The 24,063-nt window shown below is 39.8% G+C and carries 28 protein-coding genes; 21 read left to right on the forward strand and 7 right to left on the reverse strand.

The features are described from left to right. Positions 1 to 199 precede the first annotated feature (199 nt). Positions 200 to 2,455, forward strand: coding sequence for an acyl-CoA dehydrogenase (locus tag I6E78_RS08710; RefSeq protein ID WP_011330002.1), 2,256 nt, complete (start codon positions 200 to 202; stop codon positions 2,453 to 2,455). 120 nt (positions 2,456 to 2,575) lie between these two features. Here the strand turns inward: I6E78_RS08710 and I6E78_RS08715 are convergent, their stop codons facing one another. Beyond that, on the reverse strand, positions 2,576 to 3,127 hold the full coding sequence (locus tag I6E78_RS08715; RefSeq protein WP_089369233.1) for an outer membrane beta-barrel protein: 552 nt from the start codon (positions 3,125 to 3,127) through the stop codon (positions 2,576 to 2,578). Between the two features lie 456 nt (positions 3,128 to 3,583). Between I6E78_RS08715 and I6E78_RS08720 the strand changes: the two genes are divergently transcribed. From I6E78_RS08720 to I6E78_RS08745, 6 genes are all read left to right on the forward strand, one after another. After that, entirely contained in the window at positions 3,584 to 4,540 is a 957-nt protein-coding gene (locus I6E78_RS08720; protein WP_197182304.1) for a phosphotransferase, read from the forward strand. A gap of 145 nt (positions 4,541 to 4,685) precedes the next feature. Beyond that, positions 4,686 to 5,315 carry a uracil phosphoribosyltransferase gene (upp, locus tag I6E78_RS08725; RefSeq protein WP_011330005.1) on the forward strand — a complete coding sequence of 210 codons (630 nt, stop codon included), beginning with the start codon at positions 4,686 to 4,688 and terminating at the stop codon, positions 5,313 to 5,315. Between the two features lie 24 nt (positions 5,316 to 5,339). Next, positions 5,340 to 6,581: a uracil-xanthine permease family protein gene (locus I6E78_RS08730; protein ID WP_197182333.1), complete on the forward strand. Its 1,242-nt coding sequence runs from the start codon at positions 5,340 to 5,342 to the stop codon at positions 6,579 to 6,581. Between the two features lie 80 nt (positions 6,582 to 6,661). Next, complete coding sequence (locus tag I6E78_RS08735; RefSeq protein WP_192532289.1) at positions 6,662 to 7,534, forward strand: kinase; 873 nt, start codon at positions 6,662 to 6,664, stop codon at positions 7,532 to 7,534. Positions 7,535 to 7,750: 216 nt separating this feature from the next. Beyond that, positions 7,751 to 8,140: a cytochrome b562 gene (locus I6E78_RS08740; protein ID WP_011330008.1), complete on the forward strand. Its 390-nt coding sequence runs from the start codon at positions 7,751 to 7,753 to the stop codon at positions 8,138 to 8,140. A 10-nt stretch (positions 8,141 to 8,150) separates the two neighbouring features. Then, complete coding sequence (locus I6E78_RS08745) at positions 8,151 to 8,537, forward strand: OsmC family protein (RefSeq protein ID WP_011330009.1); 387 nt, start codon at positions 8,151 to 8,153, stop codon at positions 8,535 to 8,537. 73 nt (positions 8,538 to 8,610) lie between these two features. Here the strand turns inward: I6E78_RS08745 and ykgO are convergent, their stop codons facing one another. Further along, on the reverse strand, positions 8,611 to 8,745 hold the full coding sequence (gene ykgO, locus I6E78_RS08750) for a type B 50S ribosomal protein L36 (RefSeq protein WP_011330010.1): 135 nt from the start codon (positions 8,743 to 8,745) through the stop codon (positions 8,611 to 8,613). Positions 8,746 to 9,010: 265 nt separating this feature from the next. Between ykgO and I6E78_RS08755 the strand changes: the two genes are divergently transcribed. After that, complete coding sequence (locus I6E78_RS08755) at positions 9,011 to 9,280, forward strand: hypothetical protein (RefSeq protein ID WP_011330011.1); 270 nt, start codon at positions 9,011 to 9,013, stop codon at positions 9,278 to 9,280. Between the two features lie 136 nt (positions 9,281 to 9,416). Here the strand turns inward: I6E78_RS08755 and I6E78_RS08760 are convergent, their stop codons facing one another. The 5 genes from I6E78_RS08760 to I6E78_RS08780 all read right to left on the reverse strand — a co-directional run bounded on the left by I6E78_RS08760 (position 9,417) and on the right by I6E78_RS08780 (position 14,323). Then, positions 9,417 to 9,626 carry a cold-shock protein gene (locus tag I6E78_RS08760; protein ID WP_011330012.1) on the reverse strand — a complete coding sequence of 70 codons (210 nt, stop codon included), beginning with the start codon at positions 9,624 to 9,626 and terminating at the stop codon, positions 9,417 to 9,419. Between the two features lie 189 nt (positions 9,627 to 9,815). Next, positions 9,816 to 10,025: a cold-shock protein gene (locus tag I6E78_RS08765; RefSeq protein ID WP_011329603.1), complete on the reverse strand. Its 210-nt coding sequence runs from the start codon at positions 10,023 to 10,025 to the stop codon at positions 9,816 to 9,818. A gap of 190 nt (positions 10,026 to 10,215) precedes the next feature. Next, the gene (locus I6E78_RS08770) at positions 10,216 to 10,422 is read right to left on the reverse strand and encodes a cold-shock protein (RefSeq protein WP_011330013.1); all 207 of its coding nucleotides are present in this window, start codon (positions 10,420 to 10,422) and stop codon (positions 10,216 to 10,218) included. Between the two features lie 553 nt (positions 10,423 to 10,975). Then, the gene (gene uvrA, locus I6E78_RS08775) at positions 10,976 to 13,540 is read right to left on the reverse strand and encodes an excinuclease ABC subunit UvrA (protein WP_197182305.1); all 2,565 of its coding nucleotides are present in this window, start codon (positions 13,538 to 13,540) and stop codon (positions 10,976 to 10,978) included. 129 nt (positions 13,541 to 13,669) lie between these two features. Beyond that, positions 13,670 to 14,323, reverse strand: coding sequence for a DUF6058 family natural product biosynthesis protein (locus tag I6E78_RS08780; RefSeq protein ID WP_011330015.1), 654 nt, complete (start codon positions 14,321 to 14,323; stop codon positions 13,670 to 13,672). 172 nt (positions 14,324 to 14,495) lie between these two features. Here I6E78_RS08780 and dapA point away from each other — a divergent pair, with 172 nt between their 5' ends. From dapA to I6E78_RS08845, 13 genes are all read left to right on the forward strand, one after another. Next, the gene (gene dapA / locus I6E78_RS08785; protein ID WP_182683632.1) at positions 14,496 to 15,413 is read left to right on the forward strand and encodes a 4-hydroxy-tetrahydrodipicolinate synthase; all 918 of its coding nucleotides are present in this window, start codon (positions 14,496 to 14,498) and stop codon (positions 15,411 to 15,413) included. A gap of 117 nt (positions 15,414 to 15,530) precedes the next feature. Then, complete coding sequence (locus I6E78_RS08790; protein WP_182683631.1) at positions 15,531 to 16,244, forward strand: beta-ketoacyl synthase chain length factor; 714 nt, start codon at positions 15,531 to 15,533, stop codon at positions 16,242 to 16,244. After that, the gene (locus tag I6E78_RS08795) at positions 16,237 to 17,022 is read left to right on the forward strand and encodes a lysophospholipid acyltransferase family protein (protein ID WP_011330018.1); all 786 of its coding nucleotides are present in this window, start codon (positions 16,237 to 16,239) and stop codon (positions 17,020 to 17,022) included. Before I6E78_RS08790 ends, I6E78_RS08795 begins: the two co-directional genes overlap by 8 nt. Beyond that, positions 17,019 to 17,276, forward strand: coding sequence for a phosphopantetheine-binding protein (locus I6E78_RS08800; RefSeq protein WP_011330019.1), 258 nt, complete (start codon positions 17,019 to 17,021; stop codon positions 17,274 to 17,276). Before I6E78_RS08795 ends, I6E78_RS08800 begins: the two co-directional genes overlap by 4 nt. Positions 17,277 to 17,301: 25 nt before the next feature. Beyond that, a complete protein-coding gene (locus I6E78_RS08805; RefSeq protein WP_011330020.1) occupies positions 17,302 to 17,547 on the forward strand; it encodes an acyl carrier protein in 246 nt (81 codons plus the stop codon). 4 nt (positions 17,548 to 17,551) lie between these two features. Then, positions 17,552 to 18,118 carry a hypothetical protein gene (locus tag I6E78_RS08810; RefSeq protein ID WP_197182306.1) on the forward strand — a complete coding sequence of 189 codons (567 nt, stop codon included), beginning with the start codon at positions 17,552 to 17,554 and terminating at the stop codon, positions 18,116 to 18,118. Then, on the forward strand, positions 18,111 to 19,490 hold the full coding sequence (locus I6E78_RS08815; RefSeq protein WP_197182307.1) for an AMP-binding protein: 1,380 nt from the start codon (positions 18,111 to 18,113) through the stop codon (positions 19,488 to 19,490). Before I6E78_RS08810 ends, I6E78_RS08815 begins: the two co-directional genes overlap by 8 nt. Next, positions 19,474 to 19,833, forward strand: a complete 360-nt coding sequence (locus I6E78_RS08820) for an ApeI family dehydratase (RefSeq protein WP_011330023.1) — start codon at positions 19,474 to 19,476, stop codon at positions 19,831 to 19,833. Before I6E78_RS08815 ends, I6E78_RS08820 begins: the two co-directional genes overlap by 17 nt. Beyond that, positions 19,834 to 20,583: a glycosyltransferase family 2 protein gene (locus tag I6E78_RS08825; protein ID WP_011330024.1), complete on the forward strand. Its 750-nt coding sequence runs from the start codon at positions 19,834 to 19,836 to the stop codon at positions 20,581 to 20,583. It abuts the gene before it with no gap. Continuing rightward, positions 20,573 to 21,532 carry an LpxL/LpxP family acyltransferase gene (locus I6E78_RS08830; RefSeq protein WP_197182308.1) on the forward strand — a complete coding sequence of 320 codons (960 nt, stop codon included), beginning with the start codon at positions 20,573 to 20,575 and terminating at the stop codon, positions 21,530 to 21,532. Before I6E78_RS08825 ends, I6E78_RS08830 begins: the two co-directional genes overlap by 11 nt. A gap of 2 nt (positions 21,533 to 21,534) precedes the next feature. Continuing rightward, positions 21,535 to 23,079, forward strand: a complete 1,545-nt coding sequence (locus tag I6E78_RS08835; RefSeq protein WP_011330026.1) for an HAL/PAL/TAL family ammonia-lyase — start codon at positions 21,535 to 21,537, stop codon at positions 23,077 to 23,079. Next, the gene (locus tag I6E78_RS08840; RefSeq protein ID WP_011330027.1) at positions 23,072 to 23,500 is read left to right on the forward strand and encodes an acyl-CoA thioesterase; all 429 of its coding nucleotides are present in this window, start codon (positions 23,072 to 23,074) and stop codon (positions 23,498 to 23,500) included. Before I6E78_RS08835 ends, I6E78_RS08840 begins: the two co-directional genes overlap by 8 nt. A gap of 21 nt (positions 23,501 to 23,521) precedes the next feature. Further along, entirely contained in the window at positions 23,522 to 24,061 is a 540-nt protein-coding gene (locus I6E78_RS08845) for an outer membrane lipoprotein carrier protein LolA (protein ID WP_011330028.1), read from the forward strand. The last annotated feature ends 2 nt before the right edge of the window (positions 24,062 to 24,063 follow it).

The raw sequence follows: 24,063 nt of genomic DNA on the forward strand, positions 1-24,063 counted from the left end.
AGTTTTGTTGTTTAATTAGCCAAATGAAGAAAAATAATGTTTTTCAGCGCATAGCCGTAAGCCCTTGTGTTTAAACAGTTTACGTTCACGTAAAGAAAATAAATTGAAAAAACTGTTAATTATTTGCATAGAGTAATTGATCTAATCGAATTTTTATGACGTAATGTAGTTATTATTATCTGGTCGGATGAGTTCAATCATGAGTTTACGTACAAAATTAAAAAAAGTATTACCAAGTATTTCAATTACTGAACAAGAAGCGCTAGACGCCGGCGATGTATGGTTAGAAGGGTCTATCTATCAAGGTAAACCTGACTTTAGTGCACTACGCGCCGTGCCAGCTGCAGTATTAAGCGCAGACGAAAAAGCCTTTATTGATGGCCCACTGCAAGACTTGTTGGGTATGATTGATGACACCGAAATTCAAAATGGCATTCATTTACCGGATTACATTTTAGACTTTTTAAAGAAAGAGCGTTTCTTCTCGCTGATCATTCCTAAATCGTTTGGCGGTTTAGAGTTCAGCCCATACGCTAACTCAACAATTGTAGCCACTATTGCCACTAAAAGCTCTGCAGTAGCGGTAACAGTAATGGTACCTAACTCGTTAGGCCCAGGTGAGCTATTACTGCATTTTGGTACGCAAGAGCAACAAGCACACTACCTACCACGTTTAGCAAATGGTACAGACATTCCATGTTTTGCATTAACTAGCCCAGAAGCGGGTTCTGACGCAGGTGGCATTCCAGATTTAGGTACAGTTACTAAAGGCATGTACAACGGCGAAGAAGTACTAGGTTTAGAAATTACGTGGGACAAGCGTTACATTACACTGGCGCCTATTGCGACTGTATTAGGCTTAGCATTTAAAGTTGTTGACCCTGATGGTTTGCTTGGCGGCAAAGAAAACCTAGGTATTACCTGTGCGCTTATTCCTAAAGAGCACCCGGGTGTAGAGTTAGGTAATCGCCATGATCCTATGAATATTCGTTTTTATAACGGTACTACGCGTGGTAACAAAGTATTTGTACCTATGGACTTTATCATTGGTGGCCAGAAAAACATTGGTCGCGGTTGGCAAATGCTAGTTAGTTGTTTAGGCGCAGGGCGTGGTATTTCATTACCAGCACTGGGTGTAAGTACGGCGCAAGTTGCATTTAAATCAGCGTCTGAGTACGCTGCTGTGCGCGAGCAATTTGGTTTAGCAATAGGCCAGTTTGAAGGTATTCAAGAAAAGCTTGCCGATATTGCAGGTAAAACATACCTACAAGAAGCAATGCGAGTGCTTACAACGGAAGGCTTAGGCATGGGCTTAAAACCATCGGTAGTAACTGCAATTGCTAAATACCACATGACTGAGTTGGGCCGTGATGTACTCGACTCTGCAATGGATATTCAAGCGGGTAAAGCAATTCAAAATGGCCCACAAAACACGCTAGCAAGCGGTTATGTAGCACAGCCAATTGCTATTACGGTAGAAGGCGCGAATATTCTTACTCGTAACCTGATGATCTTTGGTCAAGGTGTAATGCGTTGTCATCCATACTTACAATCTATGGTTGAATCAATTCATAGCGAAGATAAAAATGCAGATAAAGAATTTAACCGTATTTTACGTAAAACAGTAAGTTACAGCGTAGCAAACAGCTTACGTGCGTTCCGCTTGGGTGTATTACCATTTACAGCAGGTGCAAGTTCAACGTTACCAGAAGTACGTGAATACGAAAAAGCAGCACATAAACTGTCAGCTAAATTAGCTGTATATGCAGATTTCTCGCTACTTGTACTTGGCGGTAAGCTTAAGCAAGCAGAAATGTTGTCGGCACGTTTAGGTGATGTAATGAGCTTTTTATACGCGGCAATGGCGTCAATTAAATACTACGAGCAAAAAGTATCAAGTAGTGAACGTGAGCAAGCAGCACCGTATTTTCATTATGCTACTCGCTTTGCACTACAAAGTGCTGAAGAAGCGCTGCACAAGTTTTTAGATAACTTCCCTGCAAGTGGCACGCGTAAGTTCATGCGTTTTATTACCATGAATTACTCAACTAAAATGCCAAAAATTAGCGACGACTTAATTCGTGAACTAGCTAAGCAAGCTCAGCTAGATACGGCCTTTAAAGCGCAAATTACGCATTTAGTTAAGCCAGTTAAAGGTGACGGACATTACATTAACGAGCAAGCGTACAAAGCTAAAATGGCATCGCTTGGTGAGTTGGCTAAAGTTAAAAAAGCACTGCGTGCTAAAACAATTAAAGCGGGTATTCGTTTTTCAATCACACTTGATAACGCACTTGCGGCTAATGTAATTACAGCAGCTGAACATACTCAGCTTATTGATTACAACACTAAGCGCGAAAAAGCGATTCGTGTAGATGAGTTCGATTTTGATATGAACTTACTTGACGACAACGCACAACCGGTTAACCCACTTAAAAGTGTTGTAAACCAGTAATCACCCGGTGTAAATAAATTCAACAATGTAAGCGCCTGTAGTTTGGGCGCTTTTTACGTTTTTAAAGAAAGCCCCCAAAAGTTAATTGAGGGGGCTTTTTGTAACTTAATGAGGAGCTATTTAAAATAAATAAGAAATAGTTAAGTTACCCGATACAGCAACGTAGGTGCCTGTGCGGTACATAAAATCTTCATATTCATCAGCTTGGCGTAGAGTTAAAACAAAATCTAAAGCCGCAGGGCCCCAGTTGTAGCCTAAGCCGCCACCAAGTTGAAAGCCTGACATAGTTTCATTTTCACCCAAGGCACTCCACTTATCTGAAAAGAAACCAGCACCGCCATAGCCCCTAAAGCCTTTTTTAGACAAACCCACACCCCCGTAAGCCATTAGGTCGAATCCATCACTTTCTATCGCTGAAAAATCGTCATTTTCTAATGAGAAGTAGGTAGCTCTAATTTGAAAGTGATTATTAACAGCATAACCAGCAGCTATATTAAAACCACTAAAATCCAAATCTTCGCTTGAGCTATTGTCATTGGCTAATGTGAACGCGTAAGCACCCGCTCCAATACTCCAATGTTTTTGAGGTACTGGTTCTAGCTCATTCGCTTGTACAAAAGAGCCTAGTAATAAAGAAGATAGCAGCAAAGTTCCCTGGAATGTTTTTTTCATTATTTTTCCTATTTTGATATTTTAAAAGTACGATTTAAAGATAATTCTCATAAAGCATATTCAGGTTTTAACGACTAAAAAATTTAGCCCGTTACACCAAGTAAGCAGCATGTATGATGTTATAGAGATGAAATCGGCGAGAGAATAGCGCATACAAAAGCAAGTGTCTAATGTTAAGTTGTTGTATTTGTTTTGTTATTTGCAATGGTGGTGTGGTTGGGATACTTATCATACTAATTGTGAGCGGTATGTGAGCGTGTATTGAGCAATGCTGCTAATTGTTTTCTGTTTTTTGATTTAAAGATGAATAGAGGTAATAGCTAACGTTAATGAAAATAAATTTATAAATAAAATTGTTCTTTGTCACTTAAGTAGTTTTTACTATTAAATAACACTTTTTATAATAACAACGCTTTGCGTTAAACTAACTAAAATTTATTAATATTAAGTGCGGCTATGGCTTTTTACCTTTCTTTATTACAGCAACAGTTTAAACAGATAAAAGTGGGGGCTACGCTGACTTCTTTGTGGAGTGGTTGTGGCAGCATAGTGGCTTGTGAGCTTGATGGTCAGGCGTGTGTTATAAAGGCGGTGAATATTCCTGAGGTTATAAATCACCCAAAGATTAAACAAACGGCGTTTGCTGTTAATCGTAAGCGTAAATCTTATAATGTTGAATACCACTTTTATAATGATTGCAGCCAGCAGTTACCTAATAACGCTGCTGCTATTGGCTGTTTAGCCGCAATCCAAAATGATCAGCAATATGTGCTGGCGTTTAACGATTTTACCCAGCAGGGCTATGTACAAGCTTTGCCTCAAGACTATCGCGAGGTTATTAAATGGTTAGCGCATTTTCATGCGTTTAATCTAACAATTGAAGCTGTTACTCACGCGGCTGAAAAGTTATGGCCACAGGGCAATTATTGGCATTTAAGTACGCGTCCCGATGAGCTTACAAAGCTCCAGCAATCAGCTATTAAGCAGGTTGCAGCTAAGCTAAATACGACATTATGCAATAGTGCATATAAAACAGTAATTCATGGTGATGCCAAGCTGGCAAATTTTGCCATAAACAAACAGCAGCACGTGCTAGGGTACGACTTTCAATATGTAGGTGCTGGTGTTGGGGTTATAGACGTGATGTATTTTATGACAAGCTGCTTTAACGAAACACAATTGCATCAGCATGCTGATAGTTGTTTAGAGTGGTATTTTAGCGAATTGAAGTTAGCATTAGGCGTTTATCATCCTAAGGTAGAGGCAAGTAAAGTGATTAACGATTGGCGCAATTTATGGAGTGTTGCATGGGCCGATTTTTATCGTTTTTTAGCAGGGTGGAGTCCAGAGCATAAAAAAATAAACAGTTACATGTTGCTTCACGTAAAGAGTGAGTTAAAAAAACACATTTAATTAACGCTTGAATTAGGTATATTGCCTTAATATCAGGCAAAATAATGTTATTTGGCAGCAATTGTGAAAACTTAACGAAAACTGCAGGCCAAATGCACTTTTTTACTATAAAATATCGCAAATTTTATCACTAGGTTTTTTTAATATGGCTATTCACGTTATAACTCATCCCCTTGTTCAACATAAATTAGGCTTAATGCGCTCCCATGGAATTAGCACTAAAAGCTTTCGTGAATTGTGCTCAGAAGTAGGTACTTTATTAACCTACGAAGCAACTCAAAACCTACCGTTAGAAGATAACGAAATTACCAGCTGGGATGGCACAAAGTTAAATGTGCAGCATATTAAAGGTAAAAAAATTACTGTAGTGCCTATTTTACGTGCGGGCTTAGGCATGATGGACGGTGTGATGCAGTTATTGCCGGCTGCCAAAGTAAGTGTTGTAGGCCTTGAGCGAAACGAAGAAACATTAGAGCCAATTCCATACTTTGAAAAGCTAGTAAGTAATATTAATGAGCGTTTAAGCTTAGTGATAGATCCTATGCTTGCAACAGGCGGCACTATGATTGCCACTATTGATATGCTTAAAAAAGCAGGCTGTAAAGAAATCAAGGTAATTGTATTAGTTGCAGCTCCTGAAGGGGTTGAAAAAACATTAGCTGCCCATCCAGATGTAGAAATATATACTGCATCGGTAGACAGCCACTTAAACGATAAAGGCTATATTGTGCCTGGTTTAGGTGATGCAGGTGATAAAATTTTCGGTACGGTTTAAGTGAAAACAGTGCAAAACGATACGATGAAAAACAATGCCATGTTCTCAATAAAAACGATACTTACTGGTGCGCAAATGTTGTTTGTAGCATTTGGCTCATTAGTATTAGTACCGCTGTTAACAGGGCTTGATCCAAGTGTTGCTCTTTTTACCGCGGGCTTAGGTACGCTGTTATTTCAGTTTGTTACTAAAGGCCAAGTACCCATATTTTTAGCGTCATCGTTTGCTTTTATTGCACCGATTATTGCCTCAATACAAATATGGGGCATACCTGCCACTATGGGTGGTTTAATGGCGGCTGGTTTTGCTTATATGCTATTGAGCTTTTTAGTTAAATTTAAAGGCACTGAAACGCTACATAAAATATTACCACCAATAGTAGTCGGGCCGGTTATTATGGTTATTGGCCTAGCTTTAGCACCGGTTGCGGTAAACATGGCCATGGGCAAAAGTGGTGACGGCAGCACGCAAATTATTGCTTATGATAGTGCTATTTACATCTCATTATTTTCTTTAGTGGTTACGCTTATATTAGCGGTATGGGGTAAGGGTGTATTTAAACTTATTCCAATATTAGCAGGGGTGATAGCTGGTTATAGTTTATCGCTTGCTATGGGCGTAGTACAATTTGACGCCGTAACCAATGCACAGTGGTTAGCTGTGCCTAACTTTGTTTTACCTGAGTTTAAATGGCAAGCCATTTTGTTTATGGTGCCGGTGGCGATTGCTCCCGCTGTTGAGCATATTGGCGACATGATGGCGATTAGCCAAGTTACTAATAAAGATTTTTTGAAAAAACCAGGGCTACATCGCACTCTATTTGGCGACGGATTAGCTACCTCAGCAGCATCATTGTTTGGTGGGCCGCCAAACACAACTTACTCAGAAGTAACCGGTGCAGTAATGCTAACTAAAAACTTTAACCCAAAAGTGATGATATGGACTGCAATTATTGCCATTACTTTAGCCTTTATAGCTAAAATGGGCGCAAGTTTACAAACAATTCCAGTGCCGGTTATGGGCGGCATTATGATTTTATTGTTTGGCTCAATTGCAGTGATTGGATTAAACACTTTAGTTAAATCTGGGGATGATTTAAGCGAACCGCGTAATTTAAGCATAGTAGCGCTTATTTTGATTTGTGGTATTGGTGGAATGCATATTGGCAGTAGTCAGTTTAGCCTAGAAGGCGTAAGTTTATGTGCCATATTAGGCATAGTGCTAAACTTAGTGTTACCAAAAGCCGAGAAGAAAACCGCAGCTTAAATTTATAGATAAGTTAAACTAACCTAATAGCGCATATATATGCGCTATTTTTTTATCTAAAATAAAGGCGCAATAGAAATATGGATATCAGTGATTTTTTAGCAAAACATCAACTACCAATAAGCTATCAACAGCAGTGTGAACAGTTTTTTATTCCGGTAGCAAAAAATATATTGCACGCTAAAAAAACGAATACTCCGTTATTTGTTGCTATTAATGGCAGCCAAGGCTCGGGTAAAACCACCTTGGCTGATTTTTTAGTAACTTGGTTGGCAAAAAATAGTTCGTTTAATAGCATAGCGCTTTCTATTGATGACTTTTACCTTACTAAGCAGCGCCGACTGCAGCTTGCAAAAAATGTACACCCGCTACTTGCCACTCGCGGCGTACCCGGCACGCACGATGTAGCTTTAATGAAAAGCACACTTGAGCAGTTACTAGCAGGGCACAGTGGTGTGCCTCTACCTCATTTTAATAAGCATTTAGATGACAGTGCACCACATAACGAGTGGCCGCGTAATAATACCGCTGTCGATATTATTATTTTAGAAGGGTGGTGCGTAGGTAGTAAGGCACAATCGGCATCAGCATTAACTGCACCATTAAATGAGTTAGAGCAAAATGCAGATAGCCAAGGTGTTTGGCGTAACTATGTGAACAATTGTTTAAAAACAGAATATTTAAACATTTTTGCTAAAGTTGATTATTTAGTGATGCTTAAAGCCCCTAGTTTTGCTGCCGTATTTGCATGGCGAAAAGAGCAAGAGCAAAAGCTTATAGCCTTAAAAGGGCAAGGTGCAGGCACTATGAATGACGCCCAACTTAGATACTTTATTGCTCATTTTGAGCGTGTCACTCGAGAAAATTTAAACACACTAGCATCAACAGCAAACGCCCTTGTAACACTTAACGAGCAACGTGAAATTAGTTGCTTGGAGTTTAAAGCTGATTAATTAAAATGTTATGTCAGCAGCAACTGTGGCTTGCTATAACAAGGTTGAGTTTACTAAGCTCCTCAAAAAAGTCGCTCTTTACTCTTTAAGTTTGCATCTAAAGTGTAAAGGGGCTTTACACAGCGAACAAGGCTAAACATTACACACTTTCATTTGCGGTTACTTACTAGCGTATTATTGGTATAATCGACGGAGTTTTTAATTGAAAGGTTTATCATGAAGTACTTTTATTTTGTTTTTATTTTACTCACGTCATCAGTCTCAATTGCCAGCGCGCCAGTTGACCTTGAAATTAATATGAAAAACACGGGGCTTGCATATAAACAAGCAGTGCAAGCGACTAATATTGACGAGTTTAACCTTGCGATTAATGAATTCATCTCGTTAGTGGAAATAAGTAAAACAGCTAAGTTTTATAAAGAACCAGAGCAATCATTACAAGGGCTTGATAAAGTCATTGCTCAGGCTGAGCTTGCAAAACAAGCTGCTAACCTGCAAGGTTTGAGTGCGGCTAAACAGCCACTAAAAAATATAGATAATTTACGTAAAAAGTACCATGAGTTACATGAGCCTCCAGGCTTTTTTGAATTACTATTTGGAAAATAAGGGACCCTCGATGGAAATTTCAGTTGCAATGTTAGATGGCCAAAAGCTCAGTGCTAAATTTGGCGATCATGAAGTGATAAGCGATCAGAGTTTGGCTGCAGGTGGCAACGCAGAGCACCCAGAACCGTTTGATTACTTTTTAGTGAGTATGGTGTTATGTGCAGGTTTTTATGCAAGAAAGTTTTGCCAACAACGCGATATTTCGACACAAGGGATGTCACTTAAGCAAAATAACGAAAATGTGGATGAAGATGGTAAAAAGTTATTTTCTATTGAGATAACACTCCCAGATGGATTCCCTGATAAGTATAAAAAAGCACTGGTTGCCGCGGTAAATACATGTACCGTGAAAAAAGTAATTCAGGCAGTACCTGAATTTTCAGTGGTAGTTAAATAACTAGTTAAATAAAGTCACTCTGTGTTGCACACAACACTGAGTGACTGCTTTATAAAGTGATAGTGGTTAAATGCTATTTCTTTTTCATACCCTGAACAGCTTTAAAGCGCGGGTTCTCCTTACAAATCACAAACACGCGTCCTTTACGTTTTACAACTTGACACCCTGCACGCTGCTTAGCACTTTTAAGTGAGCTTAATACTTTCATTTTATACCTCATTAATAAATAAAATAGGGAAATTCTCATAACAGCATTACGTTATGTGATATTATATCATTTTATTCATCAGGATCTATAGCCACTCAAAAAATTATTTAATAAGCATTTAAAAACCATAATTGCTGGCTATTTATGCAAACAAATCAAAAAATGAGCAGTTAAACCAAAAGTGCTGGCTATTGGCGTTTAGCCTGTTATAACTATAATTACATTCGTTAAAAATAGCATAAACAGTAGATCTCAGAGGTAACATATGAGCGACGCAATACAAAAACAACAACAAATAGATCAAGGAGTAATGGATACTCTAAAAGAGCGCGACCATAGTGTTTTAGCACAACAAGTAAACCCCTTAACTTGCACCCATAATGATATTATTGAGTTACTTGCCCAATATATGGCATTAAGTGAACAGGATAACGATGATCTATTTGATCACTGGTTTGATAATCTAACTAAAGAGCAGCATACAGTACTAAAAGTATTTGAAGTGTATCGTGGGCAATACGAACATCAAAACTAGCCTAATAATAATCTTATTTATTGCTATGAAAGCTAAATAACAATGCTATATAAGTATAGAAAAACAAAAAACCCACTTATAGCCTAGCTATGAGTGGGTTTTTAGTGCGCTTTAAAAACGCATCAGCTAAAACAGCTTAGATAGCTACGATGTTTTCAGCTTGTGGGCCTTTTTGACCTTGTGTAACAGTAAACTGTACGCGTTGGCCTTCAGCTAGAGTTTTAAAACCGTCGCCAGAAATTGCGCTAAAATGTGCAAAAACGTCTGCGCCAGATTCTTGCTCGATAAAACCAAAACCTTTTGCTTCGTTAAACCATTTTACTGAACCAGTAGTTGTATTAGACATAATAATATCCTTAAAAATTAATAAAAGTGTGCCTGAAAATAGGCGATTGAGCCGGAAAAAACCTATATTTAACTTGAGGATAACGCGAAGGATTATTACTAATATCAACGTGGTACTTACAAATAAACAGTATTTCTTTCAAACTTATATAAATAGATGGGTTATAAATAACCCATCAACTTAAACATCTTAGATACAAACGATGTTTTCAGCTTGTGGACCTTTTTGACCTTGTGTAACAGTAAACTGTACACGTTGGCCTTCAGCTAGAGTTTTGAAACCGTCGCCAGAGATTGCACTGAAATGTGCGAAAACGTCTGCGCCAGATTCTTGCTCGATAAAACCAAAACCTTTAGCTTCGTTAAAAAACTTTACTGTACCAGTAGTTGTATTAGACATAATTGTATCCTAAGAAATTAATAAAAAATGTGCCTGAAAGTAGGCGATTAAGCTGGAAAAAATAAATATTTAACTTGAGGATAACACAAAGGATTATTACTAATATCAACGTGGTACGTACAAATAAACAGAACTTCTTTCAAACTAATATTCATTAACGGGTTATTACTAACCCATTAAATTAAACAATTTAGATGCAAACAATATTTTCAGCTTGCGGGCCTTTTTGACCTTGTGTAACAGTAAACTGTACACGTTGGCCTTCAGCTAATGTTTTGAAGCCATCGCTAGTAATTGCGCTAAAATGAGCAAAAACATCAGGGCCAGACTCTTGTTCAATAAAACCAAAACCTTTTGCTTCATTAAACCATTTAACTGAACCAGTTGTTGTAGACATAGTAGTATCCTAAAAAATTAAAGTGCGCCCTATATAAGGCAATGTAAAGAGTAAGAAAACATATATTTAACTGAGGATAGCGCGAAGGATTATTACTAATAACAACGTGGTACTTACAAATAAACAGGGCTTTCTATCAACCCGATGCGACGTACTTTAACAGTAACCTCAGCCGGATATCAAGTTTTATTTAGATTTATTTTTACCACTAGCAAAACGTACTGGCTTTTACGGATTATAATTTGTTAAATTATTTCAGATAAAGAACGTTATATTAAGCAGTAACTTAAAAGATGAATTACTTGTTAATTACAGTTTTTATTATATACAGCAAGATAATGAGCTGTACGAAGTTAAATTACCAACACTAGAGCGGTAAACAATAAAGGCATTAATTAACAATAAGTTACATTATCTGGCGTTTGATCTGGTTTACAGGCACTTTTTAAATATAAAACGTATAAATTGGCAAAACTAATTTTGACTTTATACCACTCACCCACTAAGTTATTTGCTTATATCAAGTGTTTAACAGTATTGTTATAGCTGTATTTTAGACTAATAAAAAGGGAGCCGTTTGGCTGGTTTTTGACTTTGCGACCTGTGCAGGGGAGCCTTGAGCGACTATTTGTCCGCCATGATCACCTGCGCTGGGGCCCATGTCGATAACCCAATCACTATTACTGGCAACCTGCATATCATGTTCGACCATAATAACGGTGTTACCTGCATCTACAAGCTTATTTAATTGCACCATCAGCATTGCTATATCAGCTGGATGCAGGCCAGTAGTAGGCTCATCAAGTACATAAAGAGTATCACCGCGTTGTGTGCGCTGTAATTCGGTTGCAAGTTTAATACGCTGGGCTTCGCCGCCAGATAACTCGGTTGCTGGCTGGCCGAGGCGTAAATATCCTAGGCCTACTTGTAACAAAGTGTCCAAAGCTCGTGATATCTGTGGTTCATCTATAAAAAATTGACGTGCAGATTCAACCGTTAAATCGAGTACTTGAGCAATGTTTTTATCGCGATAACACACTTCAAGTGTTTGCTCGTTATAACGCTGGCCTTGGCATACTTGACACGGTGAATAAACACTTGGCAAAAATAACAGCTCAACACTAACAAACCCCACACCCTCACAATTAGCACAGCGGCCTTTTTTCACGTTGAACGAAAAGCGGCCCATATCGTAGCGTCGTGTTTTAGACTTGTTAGTGGATGCAAATAATTTGCGGACGTGATCAAATAAGCCAGTATAGGTGGCTAGGTTTGATCTGGGTGTACGCCCAATTGCCTTTTGATCTACATTTACTAGACGTTTTACGTGCTGCATGCCATCTGTAATTTGCCCGCCAGTGGGAATTTCTAGTTCTTGCTCGAGTAACTCGGCTTCGTCAGTTGGGCTCTCTAAAGTGGCTTTTTGTCCTAACGCATCATAAACCAGCTCCACTAGAGCTTGACTTATGAGGCTTGATTTACCCGATCCAGAAACTCCGGTAACGGTTGTCATCACGCCCAATGGAAATTCAACATCTAATTTTTGTAAGTTATTACGCTCAATTGCTGCGAGCTTTAGCCAGGCTTGAGGTTGTCTGCAAGTGTGTTTGGTTATCGCGTCTGCAGTAAACAAAAATCGAGCGGTATGAGATTTAGCAACGCCTTGTAAACCACTAATAGGGCCGCTGTAAATCACTTCACCGCCATGCGTACCAGCATCTGGGCCAACATCAACAATCCAATCGGCATGTTTAATAACGCTAACATCGTGTTCTACAACAAATACAGAGTTACCAGCTGCAATGAGTTGATCAAGCGCCCCAAGCAATGCTTGGGTATCTGCTGGATGTAGTCCTGCTGAGGGTTCATCTAAAACATAAACCACACCAAATAGTTGTGAACGAATTTGGGTTGCTAGTCGTAAGCGTTGTAGTTCGCCTGCAGATAAAGTGGGTGTGGTACGTTGCAACGACAGATACCCTAAGCCAAGCGTTGTTAGTGCCTCTACCCGGGCCAAAATGTCGCTGGCAATTCGCTGAGCTACAATTGCTTTCTCTCTATTAGGCGTATTTTTGGCTGGCTTTATCTTAGCAATATCACGTAGTCGCAGTGCTAGCTCTGTTAGCGTTAATTGCGATAACTCACCAATATCAAGACCTGTAAACTTGACCGACAAGGATTGCTGTTTTAATTTTTTACCTTTGCAATCAGGGCATTCAGAAATTTGCATAAACTGTGATACACGTTTTTTAGTTCGCGGGCTTTGCGTGGTAGCAAAAGAGTGCAAAATAAAACGTTTAGCACTTGAGTATGCACCCATGTAACTCGGCTTCTCATTTTTTTCAATGGCGTTGCGAGTTTGCTCTTTGCTGTATTGCGGGTAAACAGGTACAACGGGAGTTTCGTCGGTAAATAGAATCCAATCGCGGGTTTTTTTAGGGAGTAATTTCCATGGTGTATCAATGTCGTAACCAAGTGAGACAAGTATACGGCTGAGGTTTTGTCCTTGCCACGCAGGAGGCCATGCAGCTATGGCCCGTTCGCGAATTGTTTTTGTATCATCAGGTACAAGTAACTTTTCTGTTACTGCAAACACTCGGCCAATACCATGACATAAGGTGCAGGCACCTTGTGGAGTGTTAGGGGAAAATGCGTCGGCGTAGAGTATACTTTGACCGCTAGGGTAGTCGCCTGCACGAGAGTAGAGCATTCGCAGGGTATTAGAAATAGTAGTTACACTTCCCACAGATGAGCGAACCGATGGGGTGCCTCGTTGTTGTTGCAGTGCTACTGCAGGAGGTAGGCCGTTTATATCATCTACATCGGGCTCATCTACTTGGTCAATTAATCTTCGCGCGTAAGGCGAAACAGAATCGAGATAGCGGCGTTGTGACTCGGCAAACAAGGTGCCAAAAGCGAGAGATGATTTTCCAGATCCCGATATACCAGTAAAAACGATGAGTGCGTTGCGGGGTAAATCTACATCAACATTTTTTAAATTGTGAACCCGCGCCCCCCGAACCTGAATACAGTGCTCAGGTGCACTGGAAATGCTGTGCGTTTGCTGTTGAAGTGTGTGGTTTACAGATGTTGTTGCGTTTTTGCTGGTACTGCTCATAAAATTGCTGCTCCGGATTATATCGTGCTTTTCAATTTTTGATCTAGTTTGGCGTGGTTAGTCTAGCTTGCTTACCTTAACGTACCTGCATTAATACTTCAAACCTGCATTTTAGTTTAGTTTGTATTATTACTTTATCGATAAGTCGTATTTTAAAATAAGGGTATCTATATAGCGGGTTCTAAGTGTGTGTTGCTTTTCGTGATCGGCACCATGGCTCAAAGCCCGGTTGAGTAACTTTATAGCGGGGTGCAGTTTTGCACGCTCATCTTGATCTAACCCCGCTTTACTGCGTAATTCGGTTATGTCATCAACCACTAGGCGGCCTATATCAACAGCCACTATTTCGTCTATTAAGCCATTTTGAGTAAGCACGCCATATTTGCTGCATAAAAATTGCTGCCATACTTGTTGAACATGTTCTTCTATTTCACAACCAAATAGTTCTTCGTTAAATTCAAACCCTTGTTGGGCAAGTTTGGTTAAGCTGGCGGTATATTGCTGGGCAAAGTAATTAAATGCCTGGCTGGATGAATCGATTTTTTGTTTTATCAGCCCTTGGCCCCAGTTTACACAACCTCGTGGGTAATAATCGTCGTACTCTTCGCATTCGTACAAACCCGAATATGAGCTGCAACTTAGTTGGTTTTTAATACAATAACTAGGCTTAGGAAATACACTTTGCTGTTGCCAATGCTCAAGCTTATCTGCATCAATATTGAGTGCCTGGCATAGCTCGTCGGTATGATAAAAATGGGTTGTTAAGTACTGAGATAAACGCATAAAAGCTCGCCTAATATTAAAAATACAAACACTGTTTATATATACAGTTGTTCATTTTGTATTATCAAACTTAATATTACAAGCCATTTTATTACAAAATATGCGTTTACAGCTGCAAAAGCACACATAAATATGGTACAAATAGCGCAAGTTTTATAAAGAATGATTTTTTATGCGCAGCCTAGAACAAATTAAACAAGCAAGTCTTATTACAGCAATTAAAACACCTTATTTATCGAGTGGCGAAATTGACCTTGCAACATACGATCGCCTTGTTGAGTTACAAATAGCAGCTGGGGTTGACGGTATCGTTGTAGGCGGCACTACCGGCGAAGGCCAGTTAATGAACTGGGAAGAGCACTTAATGCTCATAGCGCATAGCGTAAATAAGTTTAGCAGTAAGCTGGTAATTGTAGGTAATACGGGCAGTAATAATACCCGAGAAGCGATTAAAGCCACTAAATATGGTTTTGCCAGTGGTATGGATGCTGCGTTGCAAATTAACCCTTACTATGGGCGCACCTCTATTGCGGGTGTAAAAGAGCATTTAAAGCGTGTTCTTGATATTGGCCCTGCATTTATTTACAACGTAGCGGGGCGTACAGGACAAGACTTAACGCCTGATATTATTGAACCACTAGCAAAGCACGAACATTTTATTGGTGTTAAAGAGTGTGGTGGTAACGAACGTATAGCTCATTATGAGAAGCAAGGCATAGCGTGTTGGTCGGGTAATGATGATGAAAGCCACGATGCTCGTCATACTCATGGCGCTCATGGGGTTATTTCGGTCAGCTCTAATCTTATGCCAGAATTGTTTCGCCAGTTAATGGATGCGCCAAATGATGCGCTAAATACGTCATTACAACCATTAATAAATTGGTTGTTTTGCGAGCCAAATCCAATTGCGATTAATACTGCACTCATGATGACTGAGGCAGTTAAACCGGTATTTAGATTACCTTACTTACCCCTTAACGACGCACAGCAACAACAAGGTGAAAAGTTGATTAATCAGCTAAGCGCAAGTGATGTTGTTGGTGGCCATGCTCGCTGTATAAATGAACAAGAATTCTTTTTAATATCATAGAATTATTAGCCAGCGCTGAATGAAAATCCAGCGCTGGCTTTTTTTATTGTTTATTTTACTTTTTTTGTTAAAAAATGTAAGATCCTGCGTCCTATCATTAACTAAATATGTATATTTGTGAAATTTGTTGTTGAACAACTCGCTACATGGATCCAGCCAGAACAGCGACAAATAGAAAGCGATCATTGGTATGATAACTCGCCTATAACACTTGATTGGGTTGCACCTATGCAACGCCGGCGTATGACTCGTTTTAGCAAAATGGTATTACACAGTGCTCAGCAAGTAAGTAGCGCTGATCAGTATACTAATTTATCGGCGGTGTTCTCATCGCGCCACGGGGACTTTCATAAAACAGCCAATTTATTAGTTGATATAGTTAATCAGCAACCATTATCGCCCACAGGTTTTGGCCTGAGTGTGCATAATGCCGCAGCCGGACTTTTTAGTATTATAAAAAGTAATACCAGTGCAATGAATGCTATTGCAGCAGGGGCTGAGAGTTTTATGTGTGCAATTGTAGAGGCCTACATTCGCCTTGTTGATAGCAATGAGCCGTACATGTTAGTAGTCCATAGCGATGAAATCCTCCCCGATATATATAACCAATTTGCTGACGAGCTACAAATTACTCATTCCATTGCTATGATAGTGCGCCTTGCTCAAGCAAATGAGCCGTGTTTTAGTTTAAATAAAGTACTTAACCCTGCTGCAAAAAGTAGTAACTTACCAATGAGCCTGCAAGGTGCTAAAGCCCTACACGATAAAAAAAGTGCGATATTAACCCACACTACACTGGCTCATCATTGGCAACTTACCTACCATGATTAAACACATTATAAGAATAACAGGGCTTTGTTGGCGTGTGCTTGCAACCGGTGTTTGTTTTAGCGTGTTTGGCATAGGTGGTTTAGTACTAACATTAGTGGTTTTTCCGCTGCAAAACGTATTAGAAGCAGATGTAAACACCCGTAAAAACAGAGCAAGAGCGACAGTACATTACTGTTTTAAATTTTTTGTTGGATTAATGCATTACACAGGCGTTATTCGTTTTAATATTAAAGACAAAACCCAGCTTGCTAATTTAAACGGAAAATTAGTGCTTGCCAATCACCCCTCTTTAATTGATGTGGTTGTGCTTATATCTGTGATTAAAAATGCAGATTGCGTAGTAAAAGCCCATTTATTTAAAAACCCCTTTATGCGCGGTGTAATTAAAAGTACTGGTTATATAAGTAACGAAGATCCAGAAGGTTTATTACGTGAATGTGAGCGCAGTATAAGCAAAGGAAATAACTTAATAGTTTTTCCTGAAGGCACACGTTCACAGCCCCATACTGCACTTAATTTTAAACGAGGAGCGGCCAATATAGCACTTAGATGTAATGTGCCAATCGCTACAGTATTAATAAAAATGCAGCCTAATACCTTAACCAAGGGTACACCTTGGTATAAAGTAGCGCCTTATCAAGCGCACTTTAGCTTGCAGCTGGCCAGCAAGCAGTTTAACAGTAACCTGCCTTATGTTAGTGACACACCCGCTATACAATCTCGGCATTTAACTAACAGCTTACAACATTATTTTACAGAAGAACTGAGCAATTTATGACTGAATTAAAAGTACAAATTAAACAATTAATTATATCCAGCCTTGATCTAGAAGATATGACAACTGCAGACATTGCTGATGATGAAGCATTATTTGTTGATGGTTTAGGGCTCGATAGCATAGATGCACTAGAACTTGGTTTGGCAATAAAAAAACAATTTGATGTGAAAATAGATGCCAATTCAGAGCAAACAAAAGCGCACTTTGCCTCGGTGAATTCTTTAGCACACTTTATAGAACAAGCACGTTCTTAAATTATAAAAATATATAGGAATAACAATGAAAACCGCTGCTGAAATTTATGATGTATTACACGGCATTTTAGAAAACGATTTTGAGATAGACCCAGCCGACATAAACCTAGACGCCAACTTATATCAAGACCTTGATTTAGACAGCATTGACGCTGTTGACTTGGTAGTAAAACTAAGAGAAATCACCGGTAAAAAAATTGATCCTGATGCATTTAAGCAAGTACGTACTGTGCAAAATGTAGTTAGCGAAATAGAAAAGCTCGTTAACTAAATAAATGCTTAAAGCCTTGTTAACCACCCTTATTATGCTTTGTTTGGCCTGCTACCCAGTTATTGTGTATGTGGGCCTGACGCAGTTTAATAGCCAACTGGTAGCGATCGTATTATTATTTTTGCTTGCACTACGCTTGTGGTTAAGCAAAGCATTATTTGACAAAATGCCGTGGTTAAAGCCAGCGACATTTTTAGCTGTGATAGCAATCGTATTGTCAAAAGTGTTCGACAGTGATGTGGGTTTACGTTTATACCCGGTGATTATTAACACTGTGATGTTGCTCGTGTTTAGCTACTCACTTTATAAAGGGCCATCAATAATAGAAACCTTTGCCCGCATCACTGAGCCTGAGCTCGATGAGCAAGGTGTGCAATACACTAAAAAAGTAACTCAGTTGTGGTGCGTTTTTTTTATAGTTAATGGTGGTATTGCCTTATATACCAGCCTGTTTGCTAGTTTGGCAGTGTGGGCTTTTTATAATGGTGTGATTGCCTATGTAGCTATGGGCGTGTTGTTTGCCTTAGAGTGGCTAGTCAGGCTAAAAGTAAAAAGGAAAGCGCGTGTTTAGTACCTTTCAAAGTAAAGTATTTCAAAGTAATAATGTTAGTGTGTGCTTTAATCATGAAAATAAGGCAGTGACACAACGCCAGTTTGTTAGCGATGTTAATCGGCTATTAGCTAAGTATTCACCGGCCACAGCGCCCACATCTGTGGTGTTATATAGCACTAACACTTATAAGTTTGCGGTGAGTTTAATGGCACTCACCTTGCGCGGTTGCACGGTTATACTGCCACCTAATGGTCAACCCGAAACACTCAAAGCCTTACTACAGCAAACACCTTGTTTTTTAGGTGACTCAGAGCTTGTTGAACCACTGGGTATTGACTTTATCAATATAGAAAACTTGCCTGAACAGCCTGGCTTTTTTCCTTTAGCGCAACTTGTTTGGCCCAAAGAAGGGAACTTGGTGTTTTACACCTCGGGATCAACAGGTAAAGCTAAGCCAATTGTAAAGTCGTGGCAAACAATTAACAAAGAGCTGAGCATTTTATCAAGCAGTTATGCGTTAAAATGTATGCCAATGTTTATTGCTAGCGTATCGCATCAGCATATTTACGGGCTGCTATTTAGGTTGTTATGGCCACTTAGTACCGGACATGTCGTTGATACCGATTTACTGCACTACCCAGAGCATATAGCCGCCAAGCTCAAGGGCGCTAAACAAGTGGTGTTAATTTCTAGCCCCGCACAGCTAAAACGATTACGCGCAGACAACGTATTAATTGAACAAAAATCTCACTTACAATGGATATTTTCATCTGGTGGGCCGCTGGCAAACGAAGATGCAGTATCGCTATTCAGTCAGTTAAATAAACCAATAACACAAGTGTTTGGCAGTACCGAAACCGGTGGTATAGCGTATCGACAAGTTACCTCGCTTGAAAACGTGAGCTCGTGGCAGCCGTTTTCAGGTATAAAAATGAGTGTTGGCACAAACGATAGACTCCTTTTAAATTCACCGTTAGTGAACCACAAAGATTACCCGCTTGACGATAGAGGTTTGGTGCTTAAAAGTGGTCAATTTAAACTGCTTGGTCGATTAGACCGAATCATAAAATTAGAAGAAAAACGCCTCAGTTTGGATGAACTAGAACACCACCTAGCAAGCAGTGAGTGGGTAAACGACGTTAAAGTAATTGTATTACCTGGGGCAAGGCAAGTAATAGGTGCGGTAGTTGTGCTTAGCCAGCAAGGGGTAAAATATTTACAAAGTGAAAGTAAATTAGCCACTAATAAGCTTTTAAAAGAGCATGCACTAACGCGTTTTGAGCGCATTTGTACGCCTAAAAAGTGGCGTTTTATAGAGCAGTTACCTTATAACAGCCAAGCTAAATTAAACTTAAAAGCATTGGAGCACCTTTTTGACAAAGTTGATTAAAACGCAGCCGCAACTACTTAAATGTGAGCAAACCGAGCAAGGTTATCAATTAAGTTTATTTGTGCCCAAGGATTTAGATTACTTTAATGGCCATTTTAAAGACGGCCCTATTTTAGCAGGCGTAGTGCAGCTAGATTGGGCGGTTGCTGCAATTTGTAAGCAGTATAATATTCAATTAGCGGTAAAGAATGTCGAAGTGCTAAAGTTCCAGGTGGTGATTACGCCAGGCCTTACTATGGTATTAGCCATAGAGCAAAAAGCGCTTAATAAGTATGTGTTTTCTTATCGCTCGGCTAAGGGGCAACATGCGTCTGGGCGAATTGTTTTTGAAAGTGTTGTTTAAATGAATAAGTTTTGTATTGTCATTCCAAACTACAATCATACCTCTGTGATAGCGGCGGTATTAACCAGCCTAGCTGAATATAACTTACCAATTATTATGGTAGATGATGCAAGTAATGAGGCAGCTAAAGCAGTGTTTTCTGCACTTACACAGCAGCACCCGTTACTTACCATTGTTACCCATGAGCACAACCAAGGTAAAGGTGGGGCGGTACAAAGCGGTTTGCATTATGCGTATCAGCAAGGGTATTCCCATGCTATTCAAGTTGATGCCGACGGCCAACATAACTTGGCCGATTTAGCGCAGCTTTTGCGCCTGTCAAACGCCAATCCACAGGCATTAGTAAGCTGTTGCCCAATATACGACGCTTCAGTGCCTAAGCATCGCTATTTAGCACGGTACTTAACCCATGTGTGGGTATGGATTGAAACCCTTAGTTTTGAAATTGTTGACTCTATGTGTGGCTTTAGAGTGTATCCGCTGGGAGCCTGCGAAAAACTGTTAAAAGAAGTTAAGCTGGGCAAGCGGATGGACTTTGATCCTGAAATATTAGTGCGTTTATATTGGCGTAATGTGCCGTTTATATTTTTACCTAGCCAAGTGATCTATCCAGAAAATGGGCTTTCTCACTTTCAGCCATTGCACGACAACGTGCGTATATCTTGGCTACATACGCGATTATTTTTTGGTATGTTAGTGCGCTCGCCTTGGCTTATAGCACACAAATTAAAGAGACGTTATGGCCGTTAAACATTGGTCTAAAATGCAAGAGCGCGGTAATTATTTAGGCATTCAAACTCTGCTATTTACACATAAAATACTGGGTCGCAAAGGACTGTGGCTTATTTTGTTTCCTGTGGTGGTGTATCTCTTTATTACTGGTAGGGTTGCCCGTGCTGCTTCAAAACAGTTTTTACAGCAAGTTAATTTGTACACCGGCACTAGGCAAAGCGTGACACTTAAGCAGCAACTAAAGCACTTTTGTAGTTTTGCCGACAGCGCCTTTGATAAAATAGATGGTTGGCTTGGGCGTATTAGCTTAAGTGATATTGAATATACCAACGAGCATTTATTTAGCCAATTAAATGAGCAACGCCAAGGGGCTATTTTTATTGGCTCGCATTTGGGTAATTTAGAAGTGTGCCGAGCGCTTAGCCAACATCGCAGTGGCAAAGTTATTAACGTGCTGGTGTTTACTCATCATGCAGTAGAATTTAATAAAATGCTGAAAAAAATTAACCCCAACGTAGCGGTTAACTTAATTCAAGTAACTGACTTAGGCCCAGGTTTAGCTATTTTATTGAAAGAAAAAATTGAGCAAGGCGAAATTATTGTTATTGTTGGCGATCGCACCAGTACCACCACTGCCGCGCGCTCTGTGCAAGTGCCTTTTTTAGACAAGCCAGCCCCGTTTTCTCAAGGACCTTTTATTTTAGCGGCATTACTTGATTGCCCAGTTTATTTTTTGTTTTGTTTAAAAGATCAGCAAAGCAGTAAGTACCACGTAATATTTGAGCAATACAGCAACAGCTTAAAAATGCCACGCACCCAGCGACAGGCAATTTTAAACCAAGTAATTACAGACTATGCGCAGCGTTTAGGTCACTATGCTGCGCAATATCCTTATCAATGGTTTAATTTTTACGATTTTTGGCAAAATGATCAGCAAGTCGCCCGCGATCAAGCAAAGGAGAAATAGAAGTGCCAGTTCAAAACACACAGCTTTTTGGTCAGCAGCGATTATCAATCGAAAACATTGTTGATATTGCACATAACCACACCCAAGTGCAAATTAGTGGTTGCAGCGAATTTAGTAGCAAAATTAATAGTGCGCTGAGTTTTTTAGATACATTATTAAAAGAAGACGGCGTTATTTACGGTGTAACGACCGGTTATGGCGACTCAGTAACCGTAGCAGTACCATTAAATTTAGTAGATGAACTCCCCCTACATTTAACGCGATTTCATGGATGTGGACTAGGCGATGTATTTAATAAAGTACAAGGACGAGCAATTTTAGCCACGCGGCTTACGTCTTTATCGCAAGGCTACTCGGGTATTAGCTGGGAAATGCTGAATTTACTGCGCGACTACTTAAATCACGATATTGTACCGGTTATTCCTCAAGAGGGATCGGTAGGTGCCAGTGGCGACTTAACGCCATTATCTTATGTTGCTGGTGCTATGATAGGCGAGCGCGACGTATATTATAAAGACACCGTACGTAATAGCTTAGCGGTAATGCAAGAAGTTGGCTTAACGCCGCTCGTGCTGCGCCCAAAAGAAGGCCTTGCAATAATGAATGGCACCGCGGTAATGACCGCATTAGCCTGCTTAGCCTTCGACAGAGCCAATTATTTAGCCAAATTAGCCAGTCGTATTACCGCCATTGCTAGCTTAGCGCTCAAAGGAAATAGCCATCATTTTGATGAAATTTTATTCTCGGTAAAACCTCACCCAGGGCAGCAGCAAATAGCACGTTGGATCAGAGATGATTTAAATCATCACGACCATCCACGTAATGCCGACCGCCTGCAAGATCGCTACTCAATTCGCTGTGCACCGCATGTTATTGGTGTGCTGCAAGACAGCTTGCCGTTTTTTAGGCAAATGATCGAAAACGAATTAAACTCAGCCAACGACAACCCAATTATTGATGGCGAAGGGGAGCATGTACTGCACGGCGGGCATTTTTATGGCGGCCACATTGCCATGGCAATGGACAGCATGAAAACCGCAGTAGCTAACTTAGCTGATTTAGCCGATCGACAAATAGCCTCCTTGGTTGATACTAAATATAACAATGGTTTGGCGTCTAATTTATCCGACAGTGCCCCTGAGCGTCGTTATATAAATCATGGTTTTAAAGCGGTACAAATTGGTGCCAGTGCTTATACTGCCGAGGCATTAAAATTAACTATGCCTGCCAGTGTATTTTCGCGCTCTACCGAGTGTCACAATCAAGACAAAGTAAGTATGGGTACCATAGCCTCGCGCGATTGTTTACGTATTTTACAGCTTACCGAGCAAGTGATGGCCAGTACCTTATTAGCCGCTATTCAAGGGTTAAGGCTGCGAATTAAACAAGGCGAATTAGAATTTACGAGTTTAACTGACGATATGCAGCATATGTATAGCGATATAACAGGTTACTTTGAAAACCTGACCGAAGACAGACCAATGGAAGCGGTGCTAAGACAAACTATTAGCTATATTCAAAGCAAACGCTGGGCGCTTTATGAATAATAAAGGCGCATTACTTTCGCACAGCGTAGAAATAGAAATCCCTTTTCATGATTGCGATCCAATGAATGTAGTGTGGCATGGTAATTACCCACGCTATTTAGAAATTGCTCGTTGTGAGTTACTCAGAATATTTGACTACGACTACCTGCAAATGAAAGACTCTGGATTTGCGTGGCCCATTGTTGATATGCAAATTAAATACGTAGCATCAGCTGTATTTACACAAAAAATTAAAGTGGCAGCGTATTTAAAAGAGTATGAAAACCGCTTACGTATTGATTATGTTATTACCGATGCAATCAGTAATAAGCGCATTACCAAGGCGTCCACTACACAAGTGGCGGTAGAAATTAGCTCCAAAGAAATGCAATTTGTTTCACCCCCAATACTTTATGAAAAACTAGCCCCTTTTTTAAAGTAGCTGGCAATTAAAGGAGAAGGAATGACAATGTTTAAATTATTTATAACCAGCGTATTGCTGCTATTTTGTAGTGCATTGCAAGCAAACACTGTATCGCAGGTAAATACCACATTAAAGGCTGATACAGTAACGGGTGAGTTTAAACAATATAAACAACTTGCTGGTTTTGCATCGCCGTTCGTCTCCTCTGGAGTGTTTTCTCTAAATGCCAAAAAGCTAGTATGGCAAGTAGAACAACCGGTAAAAAGCGCATTGATTGTAGAAAATGGCCAGGTATTGGTTGAAAATGCTAAAGGGGAGTTTGTACCACAGCCAGGCAGTGAGCAGTTTGTAGGGCTTTTAACTGACTTACTCAGTGTAGATATGAGCGCCCTTGCAACACGCTTTAGTATAAAAGCGCAAAACAATTGCCTGCAACTAACCCCAAAAGAAGCGTTGTTACAGCAATTATTTAGCCACTTTACTTTGTGTGAAAGTGATAAAACAGTACACAGCATCATCCTTTATGAGCATTCAGGTAGTAAAACAACTATTGAGTTTAGTTACCCTGAGCAGCCTTAACG

The sequence above is a fragment of the Pseudoalteromonas sp. NZS127 genome (assembly GCF_015864805.1).
GTDB lineage: Bacteria > Pseudomonadota > Gammaproteobacteria > Enterobacterales > Alteromonadaceae > Pseudoalteromonas > Pseudoalteromonas nigrifaciens.

Coding starts and splice junctions, on each gene's coding strand:
- I6E78_RS08760 (WP_011330012.1), bottom strand. CDS start 9,626: ATGTCTAATACAACTACTGGTTCAGTAAAATGGTTTAACGAAGCAAAA.
- I6E78_RS08735 (WP_192532289.1), top strand. CDS start 6,662: ATGGATATCAGTGATTTTTTAGCAAAACATCAACTACCAATAAGCTAT.
- I6E78_RS08840 (WP_011330027.1), top strand. CDS start 23,072: ATGAATAATAAAGGCGCATTACTTTCGCACAGCGTAGAAATAGAAATC.
- I6E78_RS08710 (WP_011330002.1), top strand. CDS start 200: ATGAGTTTACGTACAAAATTAAAAAAAGTATTACCAAGTATTTCAATT.
- I6E78_RS08800 (WP_011330019.1), top strand. CDS start 17,019: ATGACTGAATTAAAAGTACAAATTAAACAATTAATTATATCCAGCCTT.
- I6E78_RS08805 (WP_011330020.1), top strand. CDS start 17,302: ATGAAAACCGCTGCTGAAATTTATGATGTATTACACGGCATTTTAGAA.
- I6E78_RS08755 (WP_011330011.1), top strand. CDS start 9,011: ATGAGCGACGCAATACAAAAACAACAACAAATAGATCAAGGAGTAATG.
- I6E78_RS08720 (WP_197182304.1), top strand. CDS start 3,584: ATGGCTTTTTACCTTTCTTTATTACAGCAACAGTTTAAACAGATAAAA.
- I6E78_RS08740 (WP_011330008.1), top strand. CDS start 7,751: ATGAAGTACTTTTATTTTGTTTTTATTTTACTCACGTCATCAGTCTCA.
- I6E78_RS08795 (WP_011330018.1), top strand. CDS start 16,237: ATGATTAAACACATTATAAGAATAACAGGGCTTTGTTGGCGTGTGCTT.
- I6E78_RS08830 (WP_197182308.1), top strand. CDS start 20,573: ATGGCCGTTAAACATTGGTCTAAAATGCAAGAGCGCGGTAATTATTTA.
- I6E78_RS08770 (WP_011330013.1), bottom strand. CDS start 10,422: ATGTCTACAACAACTGGTTCAGTTAAATGGTTTAATGAAGCAAAAGGT.
- upp (WP_011330005.1), top strand. CDS start 4,686: ATGGCTATTCACGTTATAACTCATCCCCTTGTTCAACATAAATTAGGC.
- I6E78_RS08810 (WP_197182306.1), top strand. CDS start 17,552: ATGCTTAAAGCCTTGTTAACCACCCTTATTATGCTTTGTTTGGCCTGC.
- I6E78_RS08745 (WP_011330009.1), top strand. CDS start 8,151: ATGGAAATTTCAGTTGCAATGTTAGATGGCCAAAAGCTCAGTGCTAAA.
- ykgO (WP_011330010.1), bottom strand. CDS start 8,745: ATGAAAGTATTAAGCTCACTTAAAAGTGCTAAGCAGCGTGCAGGGTGT.
- dapA (WP_182683632.1), top strand. CDS start 14,496: ATGCGCAGCCTAGAACAAATTAAACAAGCAAGTCTTATTACAGCAATT.
- I6E78_RS08845 (WP_011330028.1), top strand. CDS start 23,522: ATGACAATGTTTAAATTATTTATAACCAGCGTATTGCTGCTATTTTGT.
- I6E78_RS08825 (WP_011330024.1), top strand. CDS start 19,834: ATGAATAAGTTTTGTATTGTCATTCCAAACTACAATCATACCTCTGTG.
- I6E78_RS08715 (WP_089369233.1), bottom strand. CDS start 3,127: ATGAAAAAAACATTCCAGGGAACTTTGCTGCTATCTTCTTTATTACTA.
- uvrA (WP_197182305.1), bottom strand. CDS start 13,540: ATGAGCAGTACCAGCAAAAACGCAACAACATCTGTAAACCACACACTT.
- I6E78_RS08780 (WP_011330015.1), bottom strand. CDS start 14,323: ATGCGTTTATCTCAGTACTTAACAACCCATTTTTATCATACCGACGAG.
- I6E78_RS08730 (WP_197182333.1), top strand. CDS start 5,340: ATGAAAAACAATGCCATGTTCTCAATAAAAACGATACTTACTGGTGCG.
- I6E78_RS08765 (WP_011329603.1), bottom strand. CDS start 10,025: ATGTCTAATACAACTACTGGTACAGTAAAGTTTTTTAACGAAGCTAAA.